This is a genomic window from Streptomyces sp. NBC_01717, from assembly GCF_036248255.1.
Taxonomy (GTDB): domain Bacteria; phylum Actinomycetota; class Actinomycetes; order Streptomycetales; family Streptomycetaceae; genus Streptomyces.
This window is the reverse complement of record NZ_CP109178.1, coordinates 3,188,372-3,205,435: the sequence shown is the minus strand read 5'-3', so window position 1 is coordinate 3,205,435 and position 17,064 is coordinate 3,188,372. Positions and strand designations below refer to the sequence as shown.

Annotated in this window: 18 protein-coding genes; 14 read left to right on the top strand and 4 right to left on the bottom strand. The window is 70.7% G+C overall.

The window, feature by feature from the left end:
- Position 1: 1 nt before the first annotated feature.
- A complete protein-coding gene (locus OHB49_RS14440; RefSeq protein ID WP_030971347.1) occupies positions 2 to 673 on the top strand; it encodes a trimeric intracellular cation channel family protein in 672 nt (223 codons plus the stop codon).
- 88 nt (positions 674 to 761) lie between these two features.
- Positions 762 to 1,607: a thioesterase family protein gene (locus OHB49_RS14435; RefSeq protein ID WP_030971345.1), complete on the top strand. Its 846-nt coding sequence runs from the start codon at positions 762 to 764 to the stop codon at positions 1,605 to 1,607.
- A 272-nt stretch (positions 1,608 to 1,879) separates the two neighbouring features.
- Here the strand turns inward: OHB49_RS14435 and OHB49_RS14430 are convergent, their stop codons facing one another.
- On the bottom strand, positions 1,880 to 2,509 hold the full coding sequence (locus OHB49_RS14430) for a TetR family transcriptional regulator (RefSeq protein ID WP_329160681.1): 630 nt from the start codon (positions 2,507 to 2,509) through the stop codon (positions 1,880 to 1,882).
- A 113-nt stretch (positions 2,510 to 2,622) separates the two neighbouring features.
- Between OHB49_RS14430 and OHB49_RS14425 the strand changes: the two genes are divergently transcribed.
- The 3 genes from OHB49_RS14425 to OHB49_RS14415 all read left to right on the top strand — a co-directional run bounded on the left by OHB49_RS14425 (position 2,623) and on the right by OHB49_RS14415 (position 4,529).
- The gene (locus OHB49_RS14425; protein WP_158711174.1) at positions 2,623 to 2,814 is read left to right on the top strand and encodes a hypothetical protein; all 192 of its coding nucleotides are present in this window, start codon (positions 2,623 to 2,625) and stop codon (positions 2,812 to 2,814) included.
- Between the two features lie 57 nt (positions 2,815 to 2,871).
- Positions 2,872 to 3,204 (top strand): DUF4190 domain-containing protein, encoded by a 333-nt coding sequence (locus OHB49_RS14420; RefSeq protein ID WP_329160680.1) that lies wholly within the window; start codon positions 2,872 to 2,874, stop codon positions 3,202 to 3,204.
- 155 nt (positions 3,205 to 3,359) lie between these two features.
- Positions 3,360 to 4,529, top strand: coding sequence for a cysteine desulfurase family protein (locus tag OHB49_RS14415; RefSeq protein WP_030971338.1), 1,170 nt, complete (start codon positions 3,360 to 3,362; stop codon positions 4,527 to 4,529).
- 21 nt (positions 4,530 to 4,550) lie between these two features.
- Here the strand turns inward: OHB49_RS14415 and OHB49_RS14410 are convergent, their stop codons facing one another.
- On the bottom strand, positions 4,551 to 5,231 hold the full coding sequence (locus OHB49_RS14410; protein WP_329160678.1) for an N-acetylmuramoyl-L-alanine amidase: 681 nt from the start codon (positions 5,229 to 5,231) through the stop codon (positions 4,551 to 4,553).
- Positions 5,232 to 5,292: 61 nt separating this feature from the next.
- Between OHB49_RS14410 and mnmA the strand changes: the two genes are divergently transcribed.
- Positions 5,293 to 6,429 (top strand): tRNA 2-thiouridine(34) synthase MnmA, encoded by a 1,137-nt coding sequence (gene mnmA, locus OHB49_RS14405; RefSeq protein WP_030971334.1) that lies wholly within the window; start codon positions 5,293 to 5,295, stop codon positions 6,427 to 6,429.
- A 57-nt stretch (positions 6,430 to 6,486) separates the two neighbouring features.
- On the opposite strand, the gene OHB49_RS14400 is transcribed toward mnmA, so the two are convergent.
- Entirely contained in the window at positions 6,487 to 7,287 is an 801-nt protein-coding gene (locus tag OHB49_RS14400; RefSeq protein ID WP_030971332.1) for an alpha/beta fold hydrolase, read from the bottom strand.
- 96 nt (positions 7,288 to 7,383) lie between these two features.
- Entirely contained in the window at positions 7,384 to 7,719 is a 336-nt protein-coding gene (locus tag OHB49_RS14395) for a DUF427 domain-containing protein (protein WP_329160674.1), read from the bottom strand.
- Positions 7,720 to 7,808: 89 nt separating this feature from the next.
- Between OHB49_RS14395 and OHB49_RS14390 the strand changes: the two genes are divergently transcribed.
- The 8 genes from OHB49_RS14390 (at position 7,809) to OHB49_RS14355 (ending at position 17,055) form a co-directional block, all read left to right on the top strand.
- Positions 7,809 to 8,348 (top strand): TIGR00730 family Rossman fold protein, encoded by a 540-nt coding sequence (locus OHB49_RS14390; RefSeq protein WP_030971321.1) that lies wholly within the window; start codon positions 7,809 to 7,811, stop codon positions 8,346 to 8,348.
- Between the two features lie 27 nt (positions 8,349 to 8,375).
- Positions 8,376 to 9,065 (top strand): SDR family oxidoreductase, encoded by a 690-nt coding sequence (locus OHB49_RS14385; RefSeq protein ID WP_030971319.1) that lies wholly within the window; start codon positions 8,376 to 8,378, stop codon positions 9,063 to 9,065.
- Positions 9,066 to 9,155: 90 nt separating this feature from the next.
- On the top strand, positions 9,156 to 10,181 hold the full coding sequence (locus tag OHB49_RS14380; protein ID WP_329160669.1) for a methionine synthase: 1,026 nt from the start codon (positions 9,156 to 9,158) through the stop codon (positions 10,179 to 10,181).
- 30 nt (positions 10,182 to 10,211) lie between these two features.
- On the top strand, positions 10,212 to 12,407 hold the full coding sequence (gene ligA, locus OHB49_RS14375) for an NAD-dependent DNA ligase LigA (protein WP_030971315.1): 2,196 nt from the start codon (positions 10,212 to 10,214) through the stop codon (positions 12,405 to 12,407).
- Positions 12,408 to 12,664: 257 nt separating this feature from the next.
- Entirely contained in the window at positions 12,665 to 14,845 is a 2,181-nt protein-coding gene (locus tag OHB49_RS14370; RefSeq protein WP_030971313.1) for a putative bifunctional diguanylate cyclase/phosphodiesterase, read from the top strand.
- 169 nt (positions 14,846 to 15,014) lie between these two features.
- Positions 15,015 to 15,311, top strand: a complete 297-nt coding sequence (gatC, locus tag OHB49_RS14365) for an Asp-tRNA(Asn)/Glu-tRNA(Gln) amidotransferase subunit GatC (protein WP_015036350.1) — start codon at positions 15,015 to 15,017, stop codon at positions 15,309 to 15,311.
- Positions 15,312 to 15,316: 5 nt separating this feature from the next.
- Positions 15,317 to 16,819 carry an Asp-tRNA(Asn)/Glu-tRNA(Gln) amidotransferase subunit GatA gene (gene gatA, locus OHB49_RS14360; protein ID WP_030971311.1) on the top strand — a complete coding sequence of 501 codons (1,503 nt, stop codon included), beginning with the start codon at positions 15,317 to 15,319 and terminating at the stop codon, positions 16,817 to 16,819.
- The gene (locus tag OHB49_RS14355; RefSeq protein ID WP_030930926.1) at positions 16,816 to 17,055 is read left to right on the top strand and encodes a hypothetical protein; all 240 of its coding nucleotides are present in this window, start codon (positions 16,816 to 16,818) and stop codon (positions 17,053 to 17,055) included. Before gatA ends, OHB49_RS14355 begins: the two co-directional genes overlap by 4 nt.
- The last annotated feature ends 9 nt before the right edge of the window (positions 17,056 to 17,064 follow it).

Below are 17,064 nucleotides of genomic sequence, written 5' to 3'. Positions count from 1 at the left end.
GGTGCTCAACGAACTGTTCACGCCCTCCGTCCAGCATGCGCTCGACATCGTCGGAATTTTCGTCTTCGCGATCTCCGGCGCACTGCTCGCCGTACGCAAGAACTTCGATGTCTTCGGCATCGCGGTACTCGCCGAGGTGACAGCGCTGGGCGGGGGGCTGTTCCGTGATCTGATCATCGGGGCGGTGCCACCCGCCGCCTTCACCGATCTCGGTTACTTCCTCACCCCGCTGCTCGCCGCCGGCCTGGTCTTCTTCCTGCATCCGCACGTCGAGCGCATCCAGGTGGCGGTCAACGTCTTCGACGCGGCGGGCCTCGGGCTGTTCTGTGTGACCGGCACCGTCAAGGCGTACGACTACGGCCTGGGCCTCACCGCTTCGGCGGCCCTGGGCCTGGCCACCGCGGTCGGCGGTGGTGTGCTGCGTGACGTACTCGCCAATGAGACGCCGTCGCTGCTGCGCTGGGACCGCGACCTGTACGCCGTGCCCGCGATGGTCGGCGCGACCATGATCGTGCTGTGCATCCGCTTCGGCACGATCAACGCCTTCACCAGCGGCACCGCCGTGATCACCGCATTTGTTCTGCGGCTGCTGGCGATGCGGTTCCACTGGCGGGCGCCCCGCGCGTACAAGCGTTCCTCGGCGGCGGCCGAGGAGGGCTCCGCCGCCACCTGACCGGCCATGGCTCGAGTTGGATACGCCGACACATCGCCGACTCAAAAAAGCTACCGCTCAGTAATACAATCGGTGTACGGTGCATTTCATGGCACAGGCAGCTCAGGCACTCATCGGCGACAGCGAGTTCGACAGGGACACCGCCGTCACCCTTCGCGAAGAGGGCGTCTACGACGCCGAACTCTCCGCGGGCTGGACGATCATCCACGCCGTCAACGGCGGGTATCTACTGGCCATGCTCGGCCGCGCGCTCGGCGAGGCCCTGCCGCACCCCGACCCCTTCTCGGTCTCCGCGCACTACCTCACCGCGTCGGTTCCCGGCCCCGCGGTGATCCGGACGCAGGTCGTCCGTACCGGCCGTACCCTCTCCACCGGTCAGGCGTCGCTCTTCCAGTACGCGGAGGACGGCACCGAGGTCGAGCGCATCCGGGTCCTCGGCACGTACGGTGACCTGGACTCCCTCTCCGACGACATCCGCACTTCGGTGAAACCGCCGGCCATGGCGCCGATCGAGCAGTGCTTCGGCCCGGGCGACGGCCCGGCGCCCATCCCCGGCAGCTCCGCGATCACCGAGCGGCTCAACATCAAGCTCGACCCGTCGACCGTCGGCTGGGCCATCGGCGCCCCGTCGGGCAAGGGCGAGATGCGCGGCTGGTTCGGCCTCGCGGACGGGCGCGACGCCGACCCGTACTCCCTGCTGCTCACCGTCGACGCGCTGCCGCCGACCTCGTTCGAGCTGGGGCTCAAGGGCTGGACGCCGACCATCGAGCTCACCACCCACATCCGTTGCCGCCCGGCCCCCGGCCCGCTGCGTGTCTCCATCACCACCCGCAACCTCGCAGGCGGCTTCCTGGAGGAGGACGCGGACGTCTGGGACAGCGCCGACCGGTTGGTCGCCCAGTCCCGCCAGTTGGCCCGCGCCCCGCGCAGCTGAACCACGCCGCCCCGGGCTCCCGGACCACCTGACGTGAGTGCGCCAGGTGGTCCGGGACCTCGGGCGACGTGACATCCGACCGGCTGATCTCGATCCTGCTGCTCCGGACCCGCGGGCCGGTCCCCGTCGAGCGTGTCGAGCATGTCGAAGCCTCCGCGCTCGGTCTCGATGCGGCGCCCGGCTCTGCGCGGAGCCGACCGTTCCGCCTGCGGACAGCGGGTGGGCGTAGCGGCCGGGGTGTCCTCCTGTACGAGATGCCGGCACCCCCGCAGCTAGGCGCCGGTGCCGTCCAGCCAGTGGCGTCTGCCGAGGGTGACGAGCCGCAGCCGCCGACGGGTGACCTCGGCCACCTGGGCCTCGCCGGCCGGGCCGGCGTCCAACATCGCGGAGGCCGTGATCACCATGTGGTCGACGTAGAGACCGCCCAGCATCAGCAGGTCCTCGTCGCTCCAGCCCCGCGACTCCGGCTCGGCGGCGAGCGCCTCGGCCACCTCCTCGGCGAATCGCCGCAGTTGGGCCGCTATGGCCTCGCGGACCTGGCCGACGCCGCCGTGCTGTTCACGGGCGATGAAGCGGAAGTGGGCGGGCTGCGCACGTACATGACGGGTGATCAGCTCGACGCTGCGGTCCAGCCGGGCCTCGCTGTCGCCCGTCTCGGCGAGGATCGCGCCGATCACCCCGTGCAGGCTGCCGAGCGCTTCCTCGACGAGTGCCACGCCGAGCGCGGCGGTGTCGTCGAAGTGCCGGTAGAAGGCGGTCGGCGTGACGCCCACCGCCCGCGTCACCTCGCGCAGTCCCAGGCTGCTCAGGCTCTGGTGCTCCAGCAGCTGGAGCGCGGCGCCCAGCAGCGCCTGACGGGTTTTCAGCTTCTGGGTCTGGCGGATGCCGACGGTGTGACTCATGCCATTCAGTAAACAACTGTTCTCCGGACCATGGAAGGGGTGGACGGGTCTAGACTGACAAGTCAGTGAACACTCGTACTCTCAAATGGGTGCTCAGAGCGCAGAGTGTCCGAGTGCCCCGAGAACTCGCAGAAAGGCCGAACATGGTCATCCTCGTCGCCGCCCTGCTCCTGCTGGGGGTCGTCCTCGGGGCGGTGGTCCAGATTCCGCTCCCGCTGACCCTCGCCCTCGCCGCCGCGATCGGCTGCTGGCTGCTGATCTTCGCGGTCCGTGAGCGGCTGAGTGCGCACCGCCGGTCCCACTGATCGGGCCTGTTCCGATCCGACGTTCGAGCCAATCACAGAGATGAAGGAGCCCGCACCATGACACTCACCGCATTCGCCCGCCGCGTCGGCACCGGCACGGAAGCCGCCACCACCGGGGGTGACGCCGCACGGCCCGTCGGCCGCAGGAAGAGCACCCGGGACGCCGACGGTCTGGCCGTCGCCTCCTTCGTGCTCGGGCTGATCGGCCTCCTTGTGATGAACATCGTGCTCGGCCCGATCGCCGTCGTGATGGCGGTCATCGCCCTTGCCCGCTCCACCACCCGCCGCGGCCGTGCCCTCCTCGGACTCGCCCTCGGCATCGCCGACCTCGTCGTCCTGGCCTTCCTGGTCACCGGAAACGGCACCGTCTCCTGGAGCTTCGGCAGCTGACCGACGGCGTCCTGTGGCGCCGCCCCCGGCCGGATCGGGCTCCGGTTCGGGCTCCGGATCGGGCAGGTGACACGACACCTGTCCGCCGTGCGCGGGTACGGACCGCGATGCGCCCGGCATACGCCCCACCCCGGGCTCGTAGAATCGAGCCCACCATGGCTTACCTCGACCACGCCGCGACCACGCCGATGCTTCCGGAGGCGATCGCGGCGATGACCGCCCAGCTCGCCGTCACCGGTAACGCGTCCTCACTGCACGCCGCCGGGCGCCGGGCCCGCCGTACCGTCGAGGAGTCGAGAGAGACCCTCGCCGACGCCCTCGGCGCACGCCCCAGCGAGGTGGTCTTCACCTCCGGCGGTACCGAGGCCGACAACCTCGCCGTGAAGGGCCTCTACTGGGCCCGCCGCGACGCCGACCCCCGGCGCACCCGCGTACTCGCCGGTCCCGTCGAGCACCACGCCGTGCTCGACGCCGTCGACTGGCTCGCCGAACACGAGGGTGCGACCGTCGAATACCTCCCCGTCGACGCCTACGGCCGCGTCCACCCGGACGCGCTGCGCGAGGCGATCGCGCGCAACCCCGACGATGTCGCGATGGTCACCGTGATGTGGGCCAACAACGAGATCGGCACCATCATGCCGGTGCGTGAACTGGCAGCCGTGGCCGGTGAGTTCGATGTGCCGATGCACTCGGACGCGGTGCAGGCCTTCGGTCAGGTGGAGGTCGACTTCGCCCGGTCGGGACTGGCCGCCATGACCGTCAGCGCGCACAAGATCGGCGGCCCGTTCGGCATCGGCGCGCTGCTGCTCGGCCGCGCCTACACCCCCGTACCCGTGCTGCACGGCGGCGGCCAGGAGCGGCATGTGCGCTCCGGGACCCTGGATGTGCCCGCCATCGCGGCCTTCGCGGTGGCCGGCCGGCTCGCCGCCGACGGCCGCGAGGAGTTCTCCCGGGAGATCGGCGGACTCCGCGACCAACTGGTCGCGGCCGTGCTCGCGGCCGTTCCCGACGCCATCCTCGGCGGCGATCCGGCCCCCGGCGGACGGCTCCCGGCCAACGCCCACTTCACGTTCCCCGGCTGCGAGGGGGACTCCCTGCTCCTGCTGTTGGACGCCCAGGGCATCGAATGCTCCACCGGCTCCGCCTGCACGGCGGGAATCGCCCAGCCCAGCCACGTACTGCTGGCCACCGGCACGGACCCGGACCTGGCGCGCGGCACGCTGCGGTTCTCGCTCGGACACACATCGACCAAGCAGGACGTCGAGGACGTCGCCCGGGCGATCGGGCCGGCGGTCGAGCGCGCGCGGACGGCGGGGCTCAGCTGAACCGGGCGGCGGGCCCCGCTGTCACCGGGCGCCCGCTGCCCGCACCAGCTCGATGTACCGGTCCCAGTCCCAGTGCGGACCCGGATCGGTGTGGTCGGTGCCGGGCACCTCCACATGCCCGATGATGTGCGTCCGGTCCACCGGTATCCGGTACCGCCCGCATATCGCGGCCGACAGCCGCGCCGACGCCTCGTACATCGCGGCCGTGAAGTCCTGCGGCTGGTCCACGAACCCCTCGTGCTCGATGCCGACGCTGCGCTCGTTGTACGACTTGTTCCCCGCGTGGAACGCCACGTCCAGCTCACGGATCATCTGCGTCACATGACCGTCCTTGCGCACCACGTAGTGCGCCGCCGCACCGTGGCCGGGGTCCTGGAAGACCCTGACCGCGCCGCGGAAGCTGCCCTGGGTCACATGGATGACGACCCGGTCTATGGCGTAGTCCGCAGGGCGGTCCGCCCGCCGCCAGTTCGCCGGGGACGCCGCTGTCCACTGTGCCCGTGCGTAATCCAGCTCGCCGGGCTTGCGGGGCTTCTCCACACCGGGCAGCCGCCACCAGGCATGCTCCAGCTTCTCCCGGGCCAGCGCCGCCGTGCCCACCGCCGTGACAGCAGCGCCGATCAGCAACCCGCGCCGGCTGATGCCGTGCTCCGCCTTGGCCCCCGCCGACCGCCCGGCGCCTGCCGTCTCCTTGGTCCCCATGAGATCGACAACGCGTATCCGAGAGCTTTCGGTTCCCGGCGCCCCGTACCCTGGTGGAGCTATGACTCAGACTTCCCAGCGCCCCCTCCGTGTGCTCGCCGCCATGTCGGGCGGTGTCGACTCCGCCGTCGCCGCGGCCCGCGCCGCCGAGGCGGGCCATGACGTGACCGGTGTGCACCTCGCCCTCTCCGCGAACCCGCAGTCGTTCCGTACCGGAGCGCGCGGCTGTTGCACCATCGAGGACTCCCGCGACGCCCGCCGCGCCGCGGACGTCATCGGTATCCCGTTCTACGTCTGGGACCTGGCGGAACGCTTCCGCGAGGACGTCGTGGAGGACTTCATCGCGGAGTACGAGGCGGGGCGCACGCCCAACCCGTGTCTGCGCTGCAACGAGAAGATCAAGTTCGCGGCGCTGCTCGACAAGGCGCTCGCGCTCGGCTTCGACGCCGTCTGCACCGGCCACTACGCCACCGTCGTGCTGAACGAGGACGGCAGCCGCGAGCTGCACCGAGCCTCGGACATGGCCAAGGACCAGTCGTACGTCCTCGGTGTCCTGGACGAGAAGCAGCTCGCCCACGCGATGTTCCCGCTCGGCGACACCCTCACCACCAAGGACGAGATCCGCGCCGAGGCGGAGGCCCGTGGCCTGGCCGTGGCGAAGAAGCCCGACAGCCACGACATCTGCTTCATCGCCGACGGCGACACCCAGGGCTTCCTGGCCGACCGCCTCGGCGGCAAGGCCGAGGGCGACATCCTCGACGAGTCCGGCAACAGGCTCGGCACCCACGAGGGCGCCTTCGGTTTCACCATCGGCCAGCGCAAGGGCCTGCGCATCGGCCACCCCGCCGCCGACGGCAAGCCGCGCTACGTCCTCGACATCTCCCCGGTGAACAACACGGTGACGGTCGGCCCGGTGGAGGCCCTCGACGTCACGGCGCTGACGGCGATCAAGCCCCGCTGGTGCGGCACGGCCCCGGCCGGCCCCGGCACGTACACCGCGCAGCTCCGCGCCCACGGCGGTGAGACCGAGGTGACCGCCGAGCTCGTGGACGGCACGCTGAACGTCACTTTCACCGAGCCGGTACGGGGCGTGGCCCCCGGCCAGGCGGTCGTGCTGTACGACGGGACGCGCGTGGTCGGCTCGGCGACGATCGCGACGACGGTTCGGCGCACCGAAGCCGCGGTCGGCCGGAGCTGAAGCGGTTCCTTCGAAGCGGGCCGGGCTCGGGCTGCGACGAGGCGTCGTGGGCGGGACTTACGACGCCCGGCTGACGTACACGTCCTTCGAGAAGAACTCCGCCAGCACCGGTGCGACCACCTGCGGTGCCAGATCGTGTGTCTGGCCCGTCAGCGTGCGGTGCCGGGCGCGCGGGATCGCTTCCGCGAGGACGCGGGTCAGGGTGCGCATCGGGGTGGGACTGAATCCCCCTGTGATCACCATGGTGCGCGCGGTGACGGACCCGAGACGCTCGGCGGGGACCGTGCCGTCGCCGAGGATCGCGTCGTCGTACGCCAGGGTGTGCGCCGCTGCTTCGAGGCCGTGCCACAGAGGGGCGTGCCGCATCCGGGCGATCATGTCGGCGGGGATCCCCGCCAGCGACAGGAACAACTCGAGTGCCCCCGCCCGGTCCCCGGCCGACAGCAGGCGGTGCAGCCGGGTCGCATAGCGCGCCTTGGCCCGACGGCCCGGTGCGTCCGGGGCGAACGGCGGTTCGTACACCGCGAGCAGGTCGACGGGCAGCCCCGAGGCCTGCGCCTCCAGCGCCAGGGCGCCGCCGGACGACATCCCGAACACCGAGGCCCGGCCACCGACCCGATCGATCATCGCCGCCAGATCCTCGACCTCGCGCTCGACCGCGTACGGCGCACCGTCGCCGCTGGAGCCGCGGCCGCGCCGGTCATAGGTCACGACGCTGAACCGCGACGCCAGAAGTTCCGCCAGCGGTTCCTCGGTCGCCGCAGTACTCAGCGCCCCGCCCACCAGAATCACGGGCGGCCCGTCACCTCTGCGCCGGTGGGCGATCAAAGTGCCGTCACGGGAAGGAGTCTTGTCCATGTGCAGATGGACTGCGGCGCGCCGCAGAACTCATCGCTGCGGCGGGGAAGTTCTTCGAGATTCTTCAACTCCGCAGTTCAGCACGGTGTCCGGCGATCAGTCGGAGACCGTCTCGGTGTCGTAGAAGCAGAAGTGGTCCTTGATCGCGGCGACTTCGGGCTTGGGGTCCGGATAGGCCCACACGAGATCGGCCACGCCCGGCAGCGACCAGTAGGAGGCATCCCCCTTGAACGGGCAGTGGGTGTGGGTGTCCGACGCCGTGAGCAGTTCCGTGCGGACGTCCTCGGGCGGCAGGTAGTAGCGGACCGGACAGCCCGTCTCGCGCAGTACGAGCGGACGGCGGCTCTCGGCGAGCAGCTGACCGTCACGCACCACGCGCACATGCTCGGTGCCGGGCTCGACGGTGATCACGTGTCCTGTGGTGGAAGTCATGTCTTGTTCAGCCGTGCCGTGCGCCGGATTCTTCCCCGGAACAACCCCCCGTCCCGTGGAGTGTCAGTGGGCGCACTTACCGTTGCCGCATGAACATCTGCGTCTTTCTCTCCGCCGCCGACCTCGACGACCGCTACACCCGGCCCGCCCGCGAGTTCGCCGAGCTGCTCGGCCGCGGCGGACACACACTGGTCTGGGGCGGGTCGGAGAGCGGGCTGATGAAGGTCGTCGCCGACGGGGTGCAGGAGTCGGGCGGGCGGCTCGTCGGGGTCTCGGTGGACTTCATGGCCGCCCAGGCCCGGACCGACGCCGACGAGATGGTGATCGCACGCGATCTCGCCGAGCGCAAGGCGCTGCTCCTGGAGAAGGCCGACGCCGTCGTGATCATGGTGGGCGGTATGGGGACGCTCGACGAGGCCACCGAGATCCTGGAGCTGAAGAAGCACGGCAAGCACGACAAGCCGGTCGTCCTGCTGAACACGGCGGGTTTCTACGACGGGCTGCGTCTGCAGTTCCAGCGCATGGAGGACGAGGGCTTCCTGCCCCTTCCCCTCACCGAGCTGGTGTTCTTCGCAAAGGACGGGGTCGGCGCGCTGGCCTACCTGGAGGAGTGGTCCGGCATCCAGTAGCCACCGGCCGGATGCGACCATGGGCGCATGTCCACTCACCTCATCACCGGCGCCGGCTCCGGCATCGGAGCAGCTGTCGCCCGCCGTCTCCTGGAGCGCGGTGACGAACTCGTGCTGCTGGCCCGTGACGCGGGCCGCGCCAAGGAGCTGGCCGCGCTCCACCCCGGAGCCCGCACGCTCGTCGGCGACCTCGGCAACCCGGACCGGCTGTCCTGGGCGTTCGCGCAGCAGTCGCTCCCGGAGCGGATCGACTCGCTGCTGCACATCGCGGGCGTCGTGGAGCTGGGCCAGGTCGGGGAGCTCACGCCCAAGGCATGGCACTTCCAGCTCAACACCAACCTGGTGGCCCCGGCCGAGCTGACCCGGCTCTTCCTGCCGCAACTGCGCGTGGCCCAGGGCCATGTCGTGTTCGTGAACTCGGGCGCCGGGCTCAGCGCAAACGCCGAGTGGAGCGCGTACGCCGCGAGCAAGCACGGGCTGAAGGCGCTCGCCGACTCGCTGCGCCAGGAGGAGCACGGAAACGGCGTCCGGGTGAGCTCCGTCTACCCCGGACGTACTGCCAGCCCCATGCAGGCCAAGGTGCACCAGCAGGAGGGCAAGGAGTACGACGCCTCCCGGTTCATCGATCCGGAGTCCGTGGCGACCACCATCGTGATGGCGATCGACCTGCCGCGCGACGCCGAGGTCAACGACCTCACGGTCCGTCCCGGGCGCTGAAGCCCCGGACGCCGGGTCCGCGGACGCCGGGTCCTCCGGCGCCGGGCGGGCCCGCGACGGGCCCGGCGGCCCGGACCGTAGGCTTCCTGCGTGACCGAGAAAAGCAAGTTCAGCGGGTGCCGCGCGACCGGGATCGGATCCATGCCCGGGGGAGACGCGCGGGAGGCGGCGAAGACCGTCACCGGGTCCTTCGCGGACGGTGCGGGCCTGCCGCATCTGCCGGAACTGCCCGCACGCGGGCCCGGTGCCGACATGATCGGGCGGACCATCGGACTGCTCGTCGACATGTACGGCCATGTCGAGCCCAGCGGCTGGCGCATCAGTGACCGGCCGGGCCGCGACACCCGGCGGGCCCGCTCCTGGCTGGGTGAGGACCTCGACGCCCTGGAGGAGTTCACCCAGGGGTACGAGGGACCGCTCAAGGTCCAGGCCGTCGGTCCCTGGACGCTCGCCGCCGCACTGGAACGGCGGGGCGGCGAGGCCGTGCTCGGCGACCCGGGTGCCTGCCGCGATCTGGCGGCCTCGCTGGCCGAGGGGCTGCTGGGGCATCTCGCGGAGGTACGACGCAGGATGCCCGGCGCCCGGGTGATCCTCCAGCTCGACGAACCGTCCCTGACCGGCGTACTGCGCGGGCACATCAGGACGGCGAGCGGCTACCGCACCTACCGGGCCGTGGACCGGCAGGTGGTGGAGGGCACGCTCCGCGACGTCCTGGCGGCGAACGGGGAAGAGGCGACGCTCGTGCACACCTGCGCGCCCGACGTGCCGTTCGCGCTGCTGCGCCGGGCCGGTGCCGACGGCATCTCGTTCGACTTCTCACTGCTCACCGAGCGTGAGGAGGAGGCGATCGGGGAAGCGGTCGAAGGCGGTACGCAGCTCTTCCTCGGGGTGGTGCCCGGCACCGACCCGGCTTCGGACGCATTGTCGGACCCGGGCGGTAGCGTCATGGGTGTCAGGACGCTGTGGCGCAGGCTGGGGCTGAATCCGGGGACTCTTGCCGAGTCGCTGGTGATCACTCCGTCGTGCGGGCTCGCAGGTGCGTCGCCCGCGTATGCGCGCGCCGCCCTCGCCCACTGCGCCCGGGCCGCGAGATCGCTCGCAGACAACCCTGAGTAAGCGGGTATCGGGTAACGGGAGGACGAGACGATGGCCGGCGGACAGAAAACGGAAGTGCCCACGGAGGCGCAGCAGCGGCATGCGCTCCTTGCGGAGCAGATCGAGGAGCACCGCTTCCGGTACTACGTGAACGACCAGCCGGTCGTCAGCGACGCCGAGTTCGACCGGCTGATGCGCTCGCTGCAGGACCTGGAGGACGAGTACCCGCAACTGCGTACGCCCGAGTCGCCGACCCAGAAGGTCGCCGGGCCGTACCGGACGGAGTTCACCTCGGTCGAGCACCGCGAGCGGATGCTCTCCCTGGACAACGCCTTCGACGACGAGGGGCTGGCGGTCTGGGCCGAGCGCGTCGCCAAGGACGTCGGCGCCGGCGTCCACCACTTCCTGTGCGAGCTCAAGGTGGACGGCCTCGCGGTCAACCTCACGTACGAGCAGGGGCTGCTGACCCGCGCCGCGACCCGCGGCGACGGCCGCACCGGCGAGGACATCACCCCCAATGTCCGCACGATCGCCGAGATCCCGCACCGGCTGAAGGGCGACCGGATCCCCGCGCTGGTCGAGATCCGTGGCGAGGTCTTCTTCCCGATGGAGGCGTTCGAGGAGCTCAACGCCCGGCTGGTGGCGGCCGACGACAAACCGTTCGCCAACCCGCGCAACGCGGCGGCGGGTTCACTGCGCCAGAAGGACCCGAAGGTCACCGCCGCCCGCCCGCTGCACATGGTGGTGCACGGCATCGGCGCCCGTGAGGGCCTCGAGATCGACCGGCTCTCGCATGCCTACGAGCTGCTGCACGAATGGGGCCTGCCCACCGCGAAGTACAACAAGGTCGTCGACTCCCTCGACGGTGTCAGGGAGTTCATCGCGCACTTCGGCGAGAACCGGCACTCCGTGGAGCACGAGATCGACGGCGTCGTCGTCAAGCTCGACGAGATCGCGCTCCAGGGCCGGCTGGGCTCCACCTCGCGCGCCCCGCGCTGGGCGATCGCCTGGAAGTACCCGCCGGAAGAGGTGAACACCAAGCTGGTGAACATCCGGGTCGGTGTCGGACGCACCGGCCGGGTCACTCCCTACGCACAGGTCGAACCCGTCGAAGTGGCGGGCTCCGAGGTCGAGTTCGCCACCCTGCACAACCAGAACGTGGTGAAGGAGAAGGGCGTCCTCATCGGGGACACGGTGGTGATCCGCAAGGCGGGCGATGTGATCCCGGAGATCCTCGGCCCGGTCGTCGATCTGCGGGACGGCACCGAGCGGGCGTTCGTGATGCCGACCCACTGCCCCGAGTGCGGGACGGAACTGCGGCCCATGAAGGAGGCCGACATCGACGTCCGCTGTCCCAACGCGCGCTTCTGCCCCGCGCAGTTGCGAGAGCGCGTCGCCTATCTCGCGGGCCGCAAGTGCCTGGACATCGACCACTTCGGCTATGTCGCGGCGGCCGCCCTGACCAAGCCGCTGGAGCCCACCGAGCCGCCCCTGCGCGACGAGAGCGACCTCTTCGGGCTGACGATCGAGCAGCTGCTGCCGATCCGGGCCTACGTCCTGGACATGGACAGCGGACTGCCCAAGCACGACCCGAAGACCGGCGAGGAGAAGACCGCCCTGGTCTTCGCCAACCAGCACGGCGAGCCGAAGAAGAACGCCGTGGCGATGCTGGAATCGATCACCGCCGCCAAACAGGCGCCGCTGGCCCGGATCCTCACCGGGCTCTCGATCCGTCATGTCGGCCCGGTCGCGGCCGAGGAGCTGGCCCGTCAGTTCCGTTCGATGGACCGCATCGAGGCGGCGACCGAGGAGGAGCTGGCCGCAGCGGACGGCGTCGGACCCATCATCGCCGCCTCGGTCACCCAGTGGTTCGCGGAGGACTGGCACCGGGAGATCCTGCGCAAGTGGCGGGAGGCCGGGGTCCGGATGGCCGACGAGAGCGCGGGTGAGGACGACGCGCCGCGTCCGCTCGAAGGGCTCACCGTCGTCGTCACGGGCACGTTGGCCGACCACACCAGGGATGGCGCGAAAGAGGCCCTGCAGAGCCGTGGGGCAAAGGTGACAGGATCCGTTTCGAAGAAGACCTCCTTCGTGGTGGTCGGCGACAATCCGGGCTCGAAGTACGACAAGGCGATGCAACTGAAGGTTCCGGTTCTGGACGGGGCGGGCTTCGCCGTACTGCTCGAACAGGGGCCTGACGCGGCACGCGAGGCGGCTGTACCGGTCGCCGGACCGGCCGAGGAGTAGCCGAGCCGCGGCGGGCCCGAACGGCAAACGGCATGACCGGGAAGCCCGGTTCACCCGTTCGGCGCATACCAGATGCTGAATGATGGTCAGTTCGCATTCGGGCAAGAGCTGTAGAGCGCTGCCCGCACGGGCGTTCCGCGGCCTACTGTTGAGATGTGCGCCTGCCGTGCCCGGGTGCGTGACGGTCATGGGTTCGTGGTGGCATGGGAGCGGGACGACCAGGTGACATCGGCACCGCCGGCTGTGAGAGGGACGGAATGAAACCGACCGAGAGCGCCGCACCGGTGTCGCGGCTGCAAGGTTTCCTCGGCCTCATGCCCAAAGTGGGTGCCGCCGTTTTACTGATCGCCACTGTTCAGCTGGCGACGGGCTTCTACCGGACCGTGAGCGCCGGGCACGCACTCTTCCCGAACGGTGCGGCCGGCTGGTCGCTCGCCGTACTCACCGGGATCATCGTCGGCCATCTCGTCGCACTCGGGCGGGACCGCTGGTGGGGCGGCACCGGATCGGGTGCCGCCCTCACCCTCGCCGTGCTGCTGCTCTACGGCTGGGTGCCCGCCGGCCTGGTCAGCCTGGTCGTCGTCGTGCTCGTCGGGATGGCCCGCAGACACCGCTGGTGGCAGGGGCTGCTGCACGGTGCGGTGGACATCCTGGGGATAGGTGCGGCGGCCCTGGTCCTCGCCGCGTTCGGCGACCTGCGCACCGTCGAGTCGCCCTGGAAGCCTCTCGACTGGGGCATCGACGCCGTCCCGGAAGTCGTTCTGGCCGCCTCCACGTATCTCGTCGTCACCAGGGCCCTCCTCTGGTATGCACGGGCACCCCAGGGGGGCGGGCTGCCGACCATCGCCCGCACCGCCCTGCTGCGCCAGGGGCTCGTCGCGGTCGCACTCCTCGGGCTCGCCCCGCTGATCTGTGTCGTCGCGATCGCCACGCCCGTACTGCTGCCGCTGTTCGCCGTTCCGCTGATCGCCCTGGACTCCACCCTCTGGATCGCCCGGGCCCGGGCCGAGGAGCAGCTGCGGGACCCGCTGACCGGACTGCCCAACCGCCAGTGGCTGCTGGAGCGCACATGGACAGCACTGGAGGACGCCGAGAACATCGGCGCCAGATCCGCGCTCGTCCTGATCGACCTCGACAGGTTCCGTGCGGTCAACGACACCCTCGGCCATCTCGCGGGGGACCGGCTGCTGCTGCAGATTGCGGAGCGGCTCCGGCTGGCCCTGCCGCGCGGAGCGGAGGCCGCGCGGCTCGGCGGCGACGAGTTCGCCGTACTGCTGCCGACCGCGGACTCCACCACCAGTGCCCAGCGCGTCGCCCGCCATCTGGTCGCCGAGCTCTCCTCACCACTGGACCTCGACGGCCTCACGCTGGTGCTGGAGGCCAGCGCCGGAGTCGCCGTCTACCCCGACCACGCGCTGGACGCCGAAGGGCTGCTCAGACGGGCGGACGTGGCGATGTACCAGGCCAAGCGGGACCGTACGGGTGTCGAGGTGTACGAGTCGAAGCGGGACAGCAACACCCCGGACCGGCTCGGACTCCTCGGGGACCTGCGGCGCGCGCTGGACGCCGGCGAGGTGGAGCTCCACTACCAGCCGAAGGTCCGGTTCGACGGCCAGGTGGCCGGGCTCGAGGCGCTGGTGCGCTGGGTGCACCCGGAGCGCGGCCGGGTCCCTCCGGACGAGTTCATCGCCATCGCCGAGTCCTCCGGTCTGATGCCGCACCTCACCGAGTACGTGCTGGAGACGGCGCTGGCCCAGGTCGCCCGGTGGCGGGCGCAGGGGCTGTTCGTCCCGGTCGCGGTCAACGTCTCCCCGCGCGACGTCCACACCCCGGGCTTCGCGGGCGGCGTCGCGGCCCAGCTCGCCCGGCACGGCGTCCCGGCCGGCTCCCTCCAGCTGGAAATAACGGAACACGTGCTGCTGGAGGACCCGCAGCGCGCCGCCGACACGCTGGCCGGCCTGACCGCGCACGGCGTGAAGATGTCCCTCGACGACTTCGGTACGGGGTACTCCTCGCTGGTCCACCTGCGCCGGCTGCCGGTCAGCGAGCTGAAGATCGACCGGTCCTTCGTCGCCCGGCTGGCCGTCGACAACGAGGACGCGGAGATCGTCCGCTGCACCATCGATCTGGCCCACTCGCTCGGCCTGCTGGTCGTCGCGGAGGGCGTCGAGGACGACGAGACGTGGGAGCGGCTGCGGGACCTGCGCTGCGATGCGGTGCAGGGGTGGCTGGTCGCGGCCGCGATGCCGCCGCAGGAGACGACGGCGTGGCTGCGGGCGCGCGGCGAGCACGGCTGGCGGCGGCCGGCGGAGCTGGAGGCGGCGGCCGCCGCGGCCGCTGCCGCCGCATCGGGGGTGACGGGCGTGACGGCCGCGGTGGCCGAGTTGGAGCAGCGGCAGCCGGGGCGGCCCGCGCAGTCGCGCCCGGCGACGACATGAGCGGGCCCGGCGGCCCGGATCCCGGCGGCGGAATCGAGCCGATCGTCCCCGATACGGGCACGGCCGGAGGCTGACCGGAGGCGAGTGTTCCGTGGGTGGCGGCCCCGTGAGCGCCGGACCCCATAGGATTGGGGCCAAAACCACAACACTCACCCCTGAGGATCGCTGCATGCCTGGCATCACGCGCGAGGAGGTCGCCCACCTCGCCCGGCTGGCGCGTCTGGAGCTGAAGGGCGAAGAGCTCGATCACTTCGCCGGTCAGCTCGACGACATCATCGGCGCGGTCGCCCGCGTCTCCGAGGTCGCCGACCAAGACGTACCGCCGACCTCCCACCCGCTGCCGCTGACGAATGTCATGCGCGCGGACGAGGTCCGTCCGTCGCTCACCCCCGAGCAGGCGCTCTCCGGCGCCCCGGCCCAGGAGCAGCAGCGTTTCAAGGTGCCGCAGATCCTGGGGGAGGACTAAAAGCCATGACGGACAACAGCTCCATCATCAAGCTCACCGCCGCCGAGATCGCCGCGAAGATCGCTTCCGGGGAACTCACGGCCGTCGAGGTCACCGAGGCGCACCTGGCCCGGATCGACGCGGTCGACGAGAAGGTCCACGCCTTCCTGCACATCGACCGTGAGGGCGCGCTCGCGCAGGCCCGTGCCGTCGACGCGAAGAAGGCCGCGGGCGAGAAGCTCGGCCCGCTGGCCGGTGTCCCGCTCGCGCTGAAGGACATCTTCACCACGAAGACCATGCCGACCACCGTCGGCTCGAAGATCCTCGAGGGCTGGGTCCCGCCGTACGACGCGACCCTGACCAAGAAGCTGAAGGCCGCCGACGTCGTCATCCTCGGCAAGACCAACATGGACGAGTTCGCCATGGGGTCCTCCACCGAGAACAGCGCCTACGGCCCGACCGGTAACCCGTGGGACCTCACCCGGATCCCGGGCGGCTCCGGAGGTGGCTCCTCGGCCGCCCTCGCGTCGTTCGAGGCCCCGCTCGCCATCGGCACGGACACCGGCGGTTCCATCCGCCAGCCCGCCGCCGTCACCGGCACGGTCGGCGTGAAGCCCACCTACGGTGCGGTCTCGCGCTACGGCATGGTCGCCTTCTCGTCCTCCCTCGACCAGGGTGGCCCGTGCGCCCGCACGGTCCTGGACGCGGCGCTGCTCCACGAGGTGATCGCCGGACACGACCCGCTGGACTCGACGTCCATTGACGCCCCGGTCCCGCCGGTCGTCGAGGCCGCCCGCAACGGCAGCGTCGACGGCATGCGCATCGGCGTCGTCAAGCAGTTCTCCGGCGAGGGCTACCAGGCCGGTGTCGTCCAGCGTTTCAACGAGTCGGTCGAGCTTCTGAAGTCGCTCGGTGCCACCGTCGTCGAGCTGGACTGCCCGTCCTTCGACCTGGGTCTGTCGGCGTACTACCTGATCGCGCCGTCCGAGTGCTCCTCGAACCTGGCCCGCTTCGACGCCATGCGGTACGGCCTCCGGGTCGGCGACGACGGCACGAAGTCCGCCGAGGAGGTCACCGCGCTCACCCGCGAGGCCGGCTTCGGCGACGAGGTCAAGCGCCGCGTGATCCTCGGTACGTACGCACTCAGCTCCGGCTACTACGACGCGTACTACGGCTCGGCGCAGAAGGTCCGCACGCTCATCACCCGGGACTTCGAGAAGGCCTTCGAGCAGGTCGACGTGATCGTCTCCCCGACGACGCCGACCACCGCCTTCCCGATCGGCGAGCGCGCCGACGACCCGATGGCGATGTACCTGGCCGACCTGTGCACCATTCCGACCAACCTGGCCGGCAACTCCGCGATGTCGCTGCCCTGCGGTCTGGCACCGGAGGACGGTCTGCCGGTCGGTCTGCAGATCATCGCCCCCGCCATGAAGGACGACCGGCTGTACAAGGTCGGGGCCGCCGTCGAGGCCGCCTTCGTGGAAAAGTGGGGGCACCCGCTGCTGGAGGAGGCTCCGTCACTGTGAGCGCACTGACCAAGGCCAAGGGCTTCAAGAAGTCCAAGACCGGTACGTACCTGTCCATCGGCACCACCGCGTTCGGTGCGGTCAGCGTGCTCAAGCAGGCCAAGAAGGCACGCTCCGAGCACGACACGCTCCGGCTGGTCGACGCCGTCGTCTCCGCTGCCGCCATCGCCACCGGCATCGCTCTGCTCTACCGAGAGCTGAAGCGCCTGGGCGACGACGACGTACTGCTGGGTTGAGAGGGAAAG

Bases quoted from the DNA above. Each gene is read 5' to 3' on its own strand.
- OHB49_RS14430 (WP_329160681.1), bottom strand. From the start codon at position 2,509: ATGAGTCACACCGTCGGCATCCGCCAGACCCAGAAGCTGAAAACCCGT.
- OHB49_RS14415 (WP_030971338.1), top strand. From the start codon at position 3,360: ATGGCTTACCTCGACCACGCCGCGACCACGCCGATGCTTCCGGAGGCG.
- gatA (WP_030971311.1), top strand. From the start codon at position 15,317: ATGACGGACAACAGCTCCATCATCAAGCTCACCGCCGCCGAGATCGCC.
- OHB49_RS14395 (WP_329160674.1), bottom strand. From the start codon at position 7,719: ATGACTTCCACCACAGGACACGTGATCACCGTCGAGCCCGGCACCGAG.
- gatC (WP_015036350.1), top strand. From the start codon at position 15,015: ATGCCTGGCATCACGCGCGAGGAGGTCGCCCACCTCGCCCGGCTGGCG.
- OHB49_RS14410 (WP_329160678.1), bottom strand. From the start codon at position 5,231: ATGGGGACCAAGGAGACGGCAGGCGCCGGGCGGTCGGCGGGGGCCAAG.
- OHB49_RS14390 (WP_030971321.1), top strand. From the start codon at position 7,809: ATGAACATCTGCGTCTTTCTCTCCGCCGCCGACCTCGACGACCGCTAC.
- OHB49_RS14385 (WP_030971319.1), top strand. From the start codon at position 8,376: ATGTCCACTCACCTCATCACCGGCGCCGGCTCCGGCATCGGAGCAGCT.
- OHB49_RS14435 (WP_030971345.1), top strand. From the start codon at position 762: ATGGCACAGGCAGCTCAGGCACTCATCGGCGACAGCGAGTTCGACAGG.
- OHB49_RS14420 (WP_329160680.1), top strand. From the start codon at position 2,872: ATGACACTCACCGCATTCGCCCGCCGCGTCGGCACCGGCACGGAAGCC.
- OHB49_RS14370 (WP_030971313.1), top strand. From the start codon at position 12,665: ATGAAACCGACCGAGAGCGCCGCACCGGTGTCGCGGCTGCAAGGTTTC.
- OHB49_RS14400 (WP_030971332.1), bottom strand. From the start codon at position 7,287: ATGGACAAGACTCCTTCCCGTGACGGCACTTTGATCGCCCACCGGCGC.
- ligA (WP_030971315.1), top strand. From the start codon at position 10,212: ATGGCCGGCGGACAGAAAACGGAAGTGCCCACGGAGGCGCAGCAGCGG.
- mnmA (WP_030971334.1), top strand. From the start codon at position 5,293: ATGACTCAGACTTCCCAGCGCCCCCTCCGTGTGCTCGCCGCCATGTCG.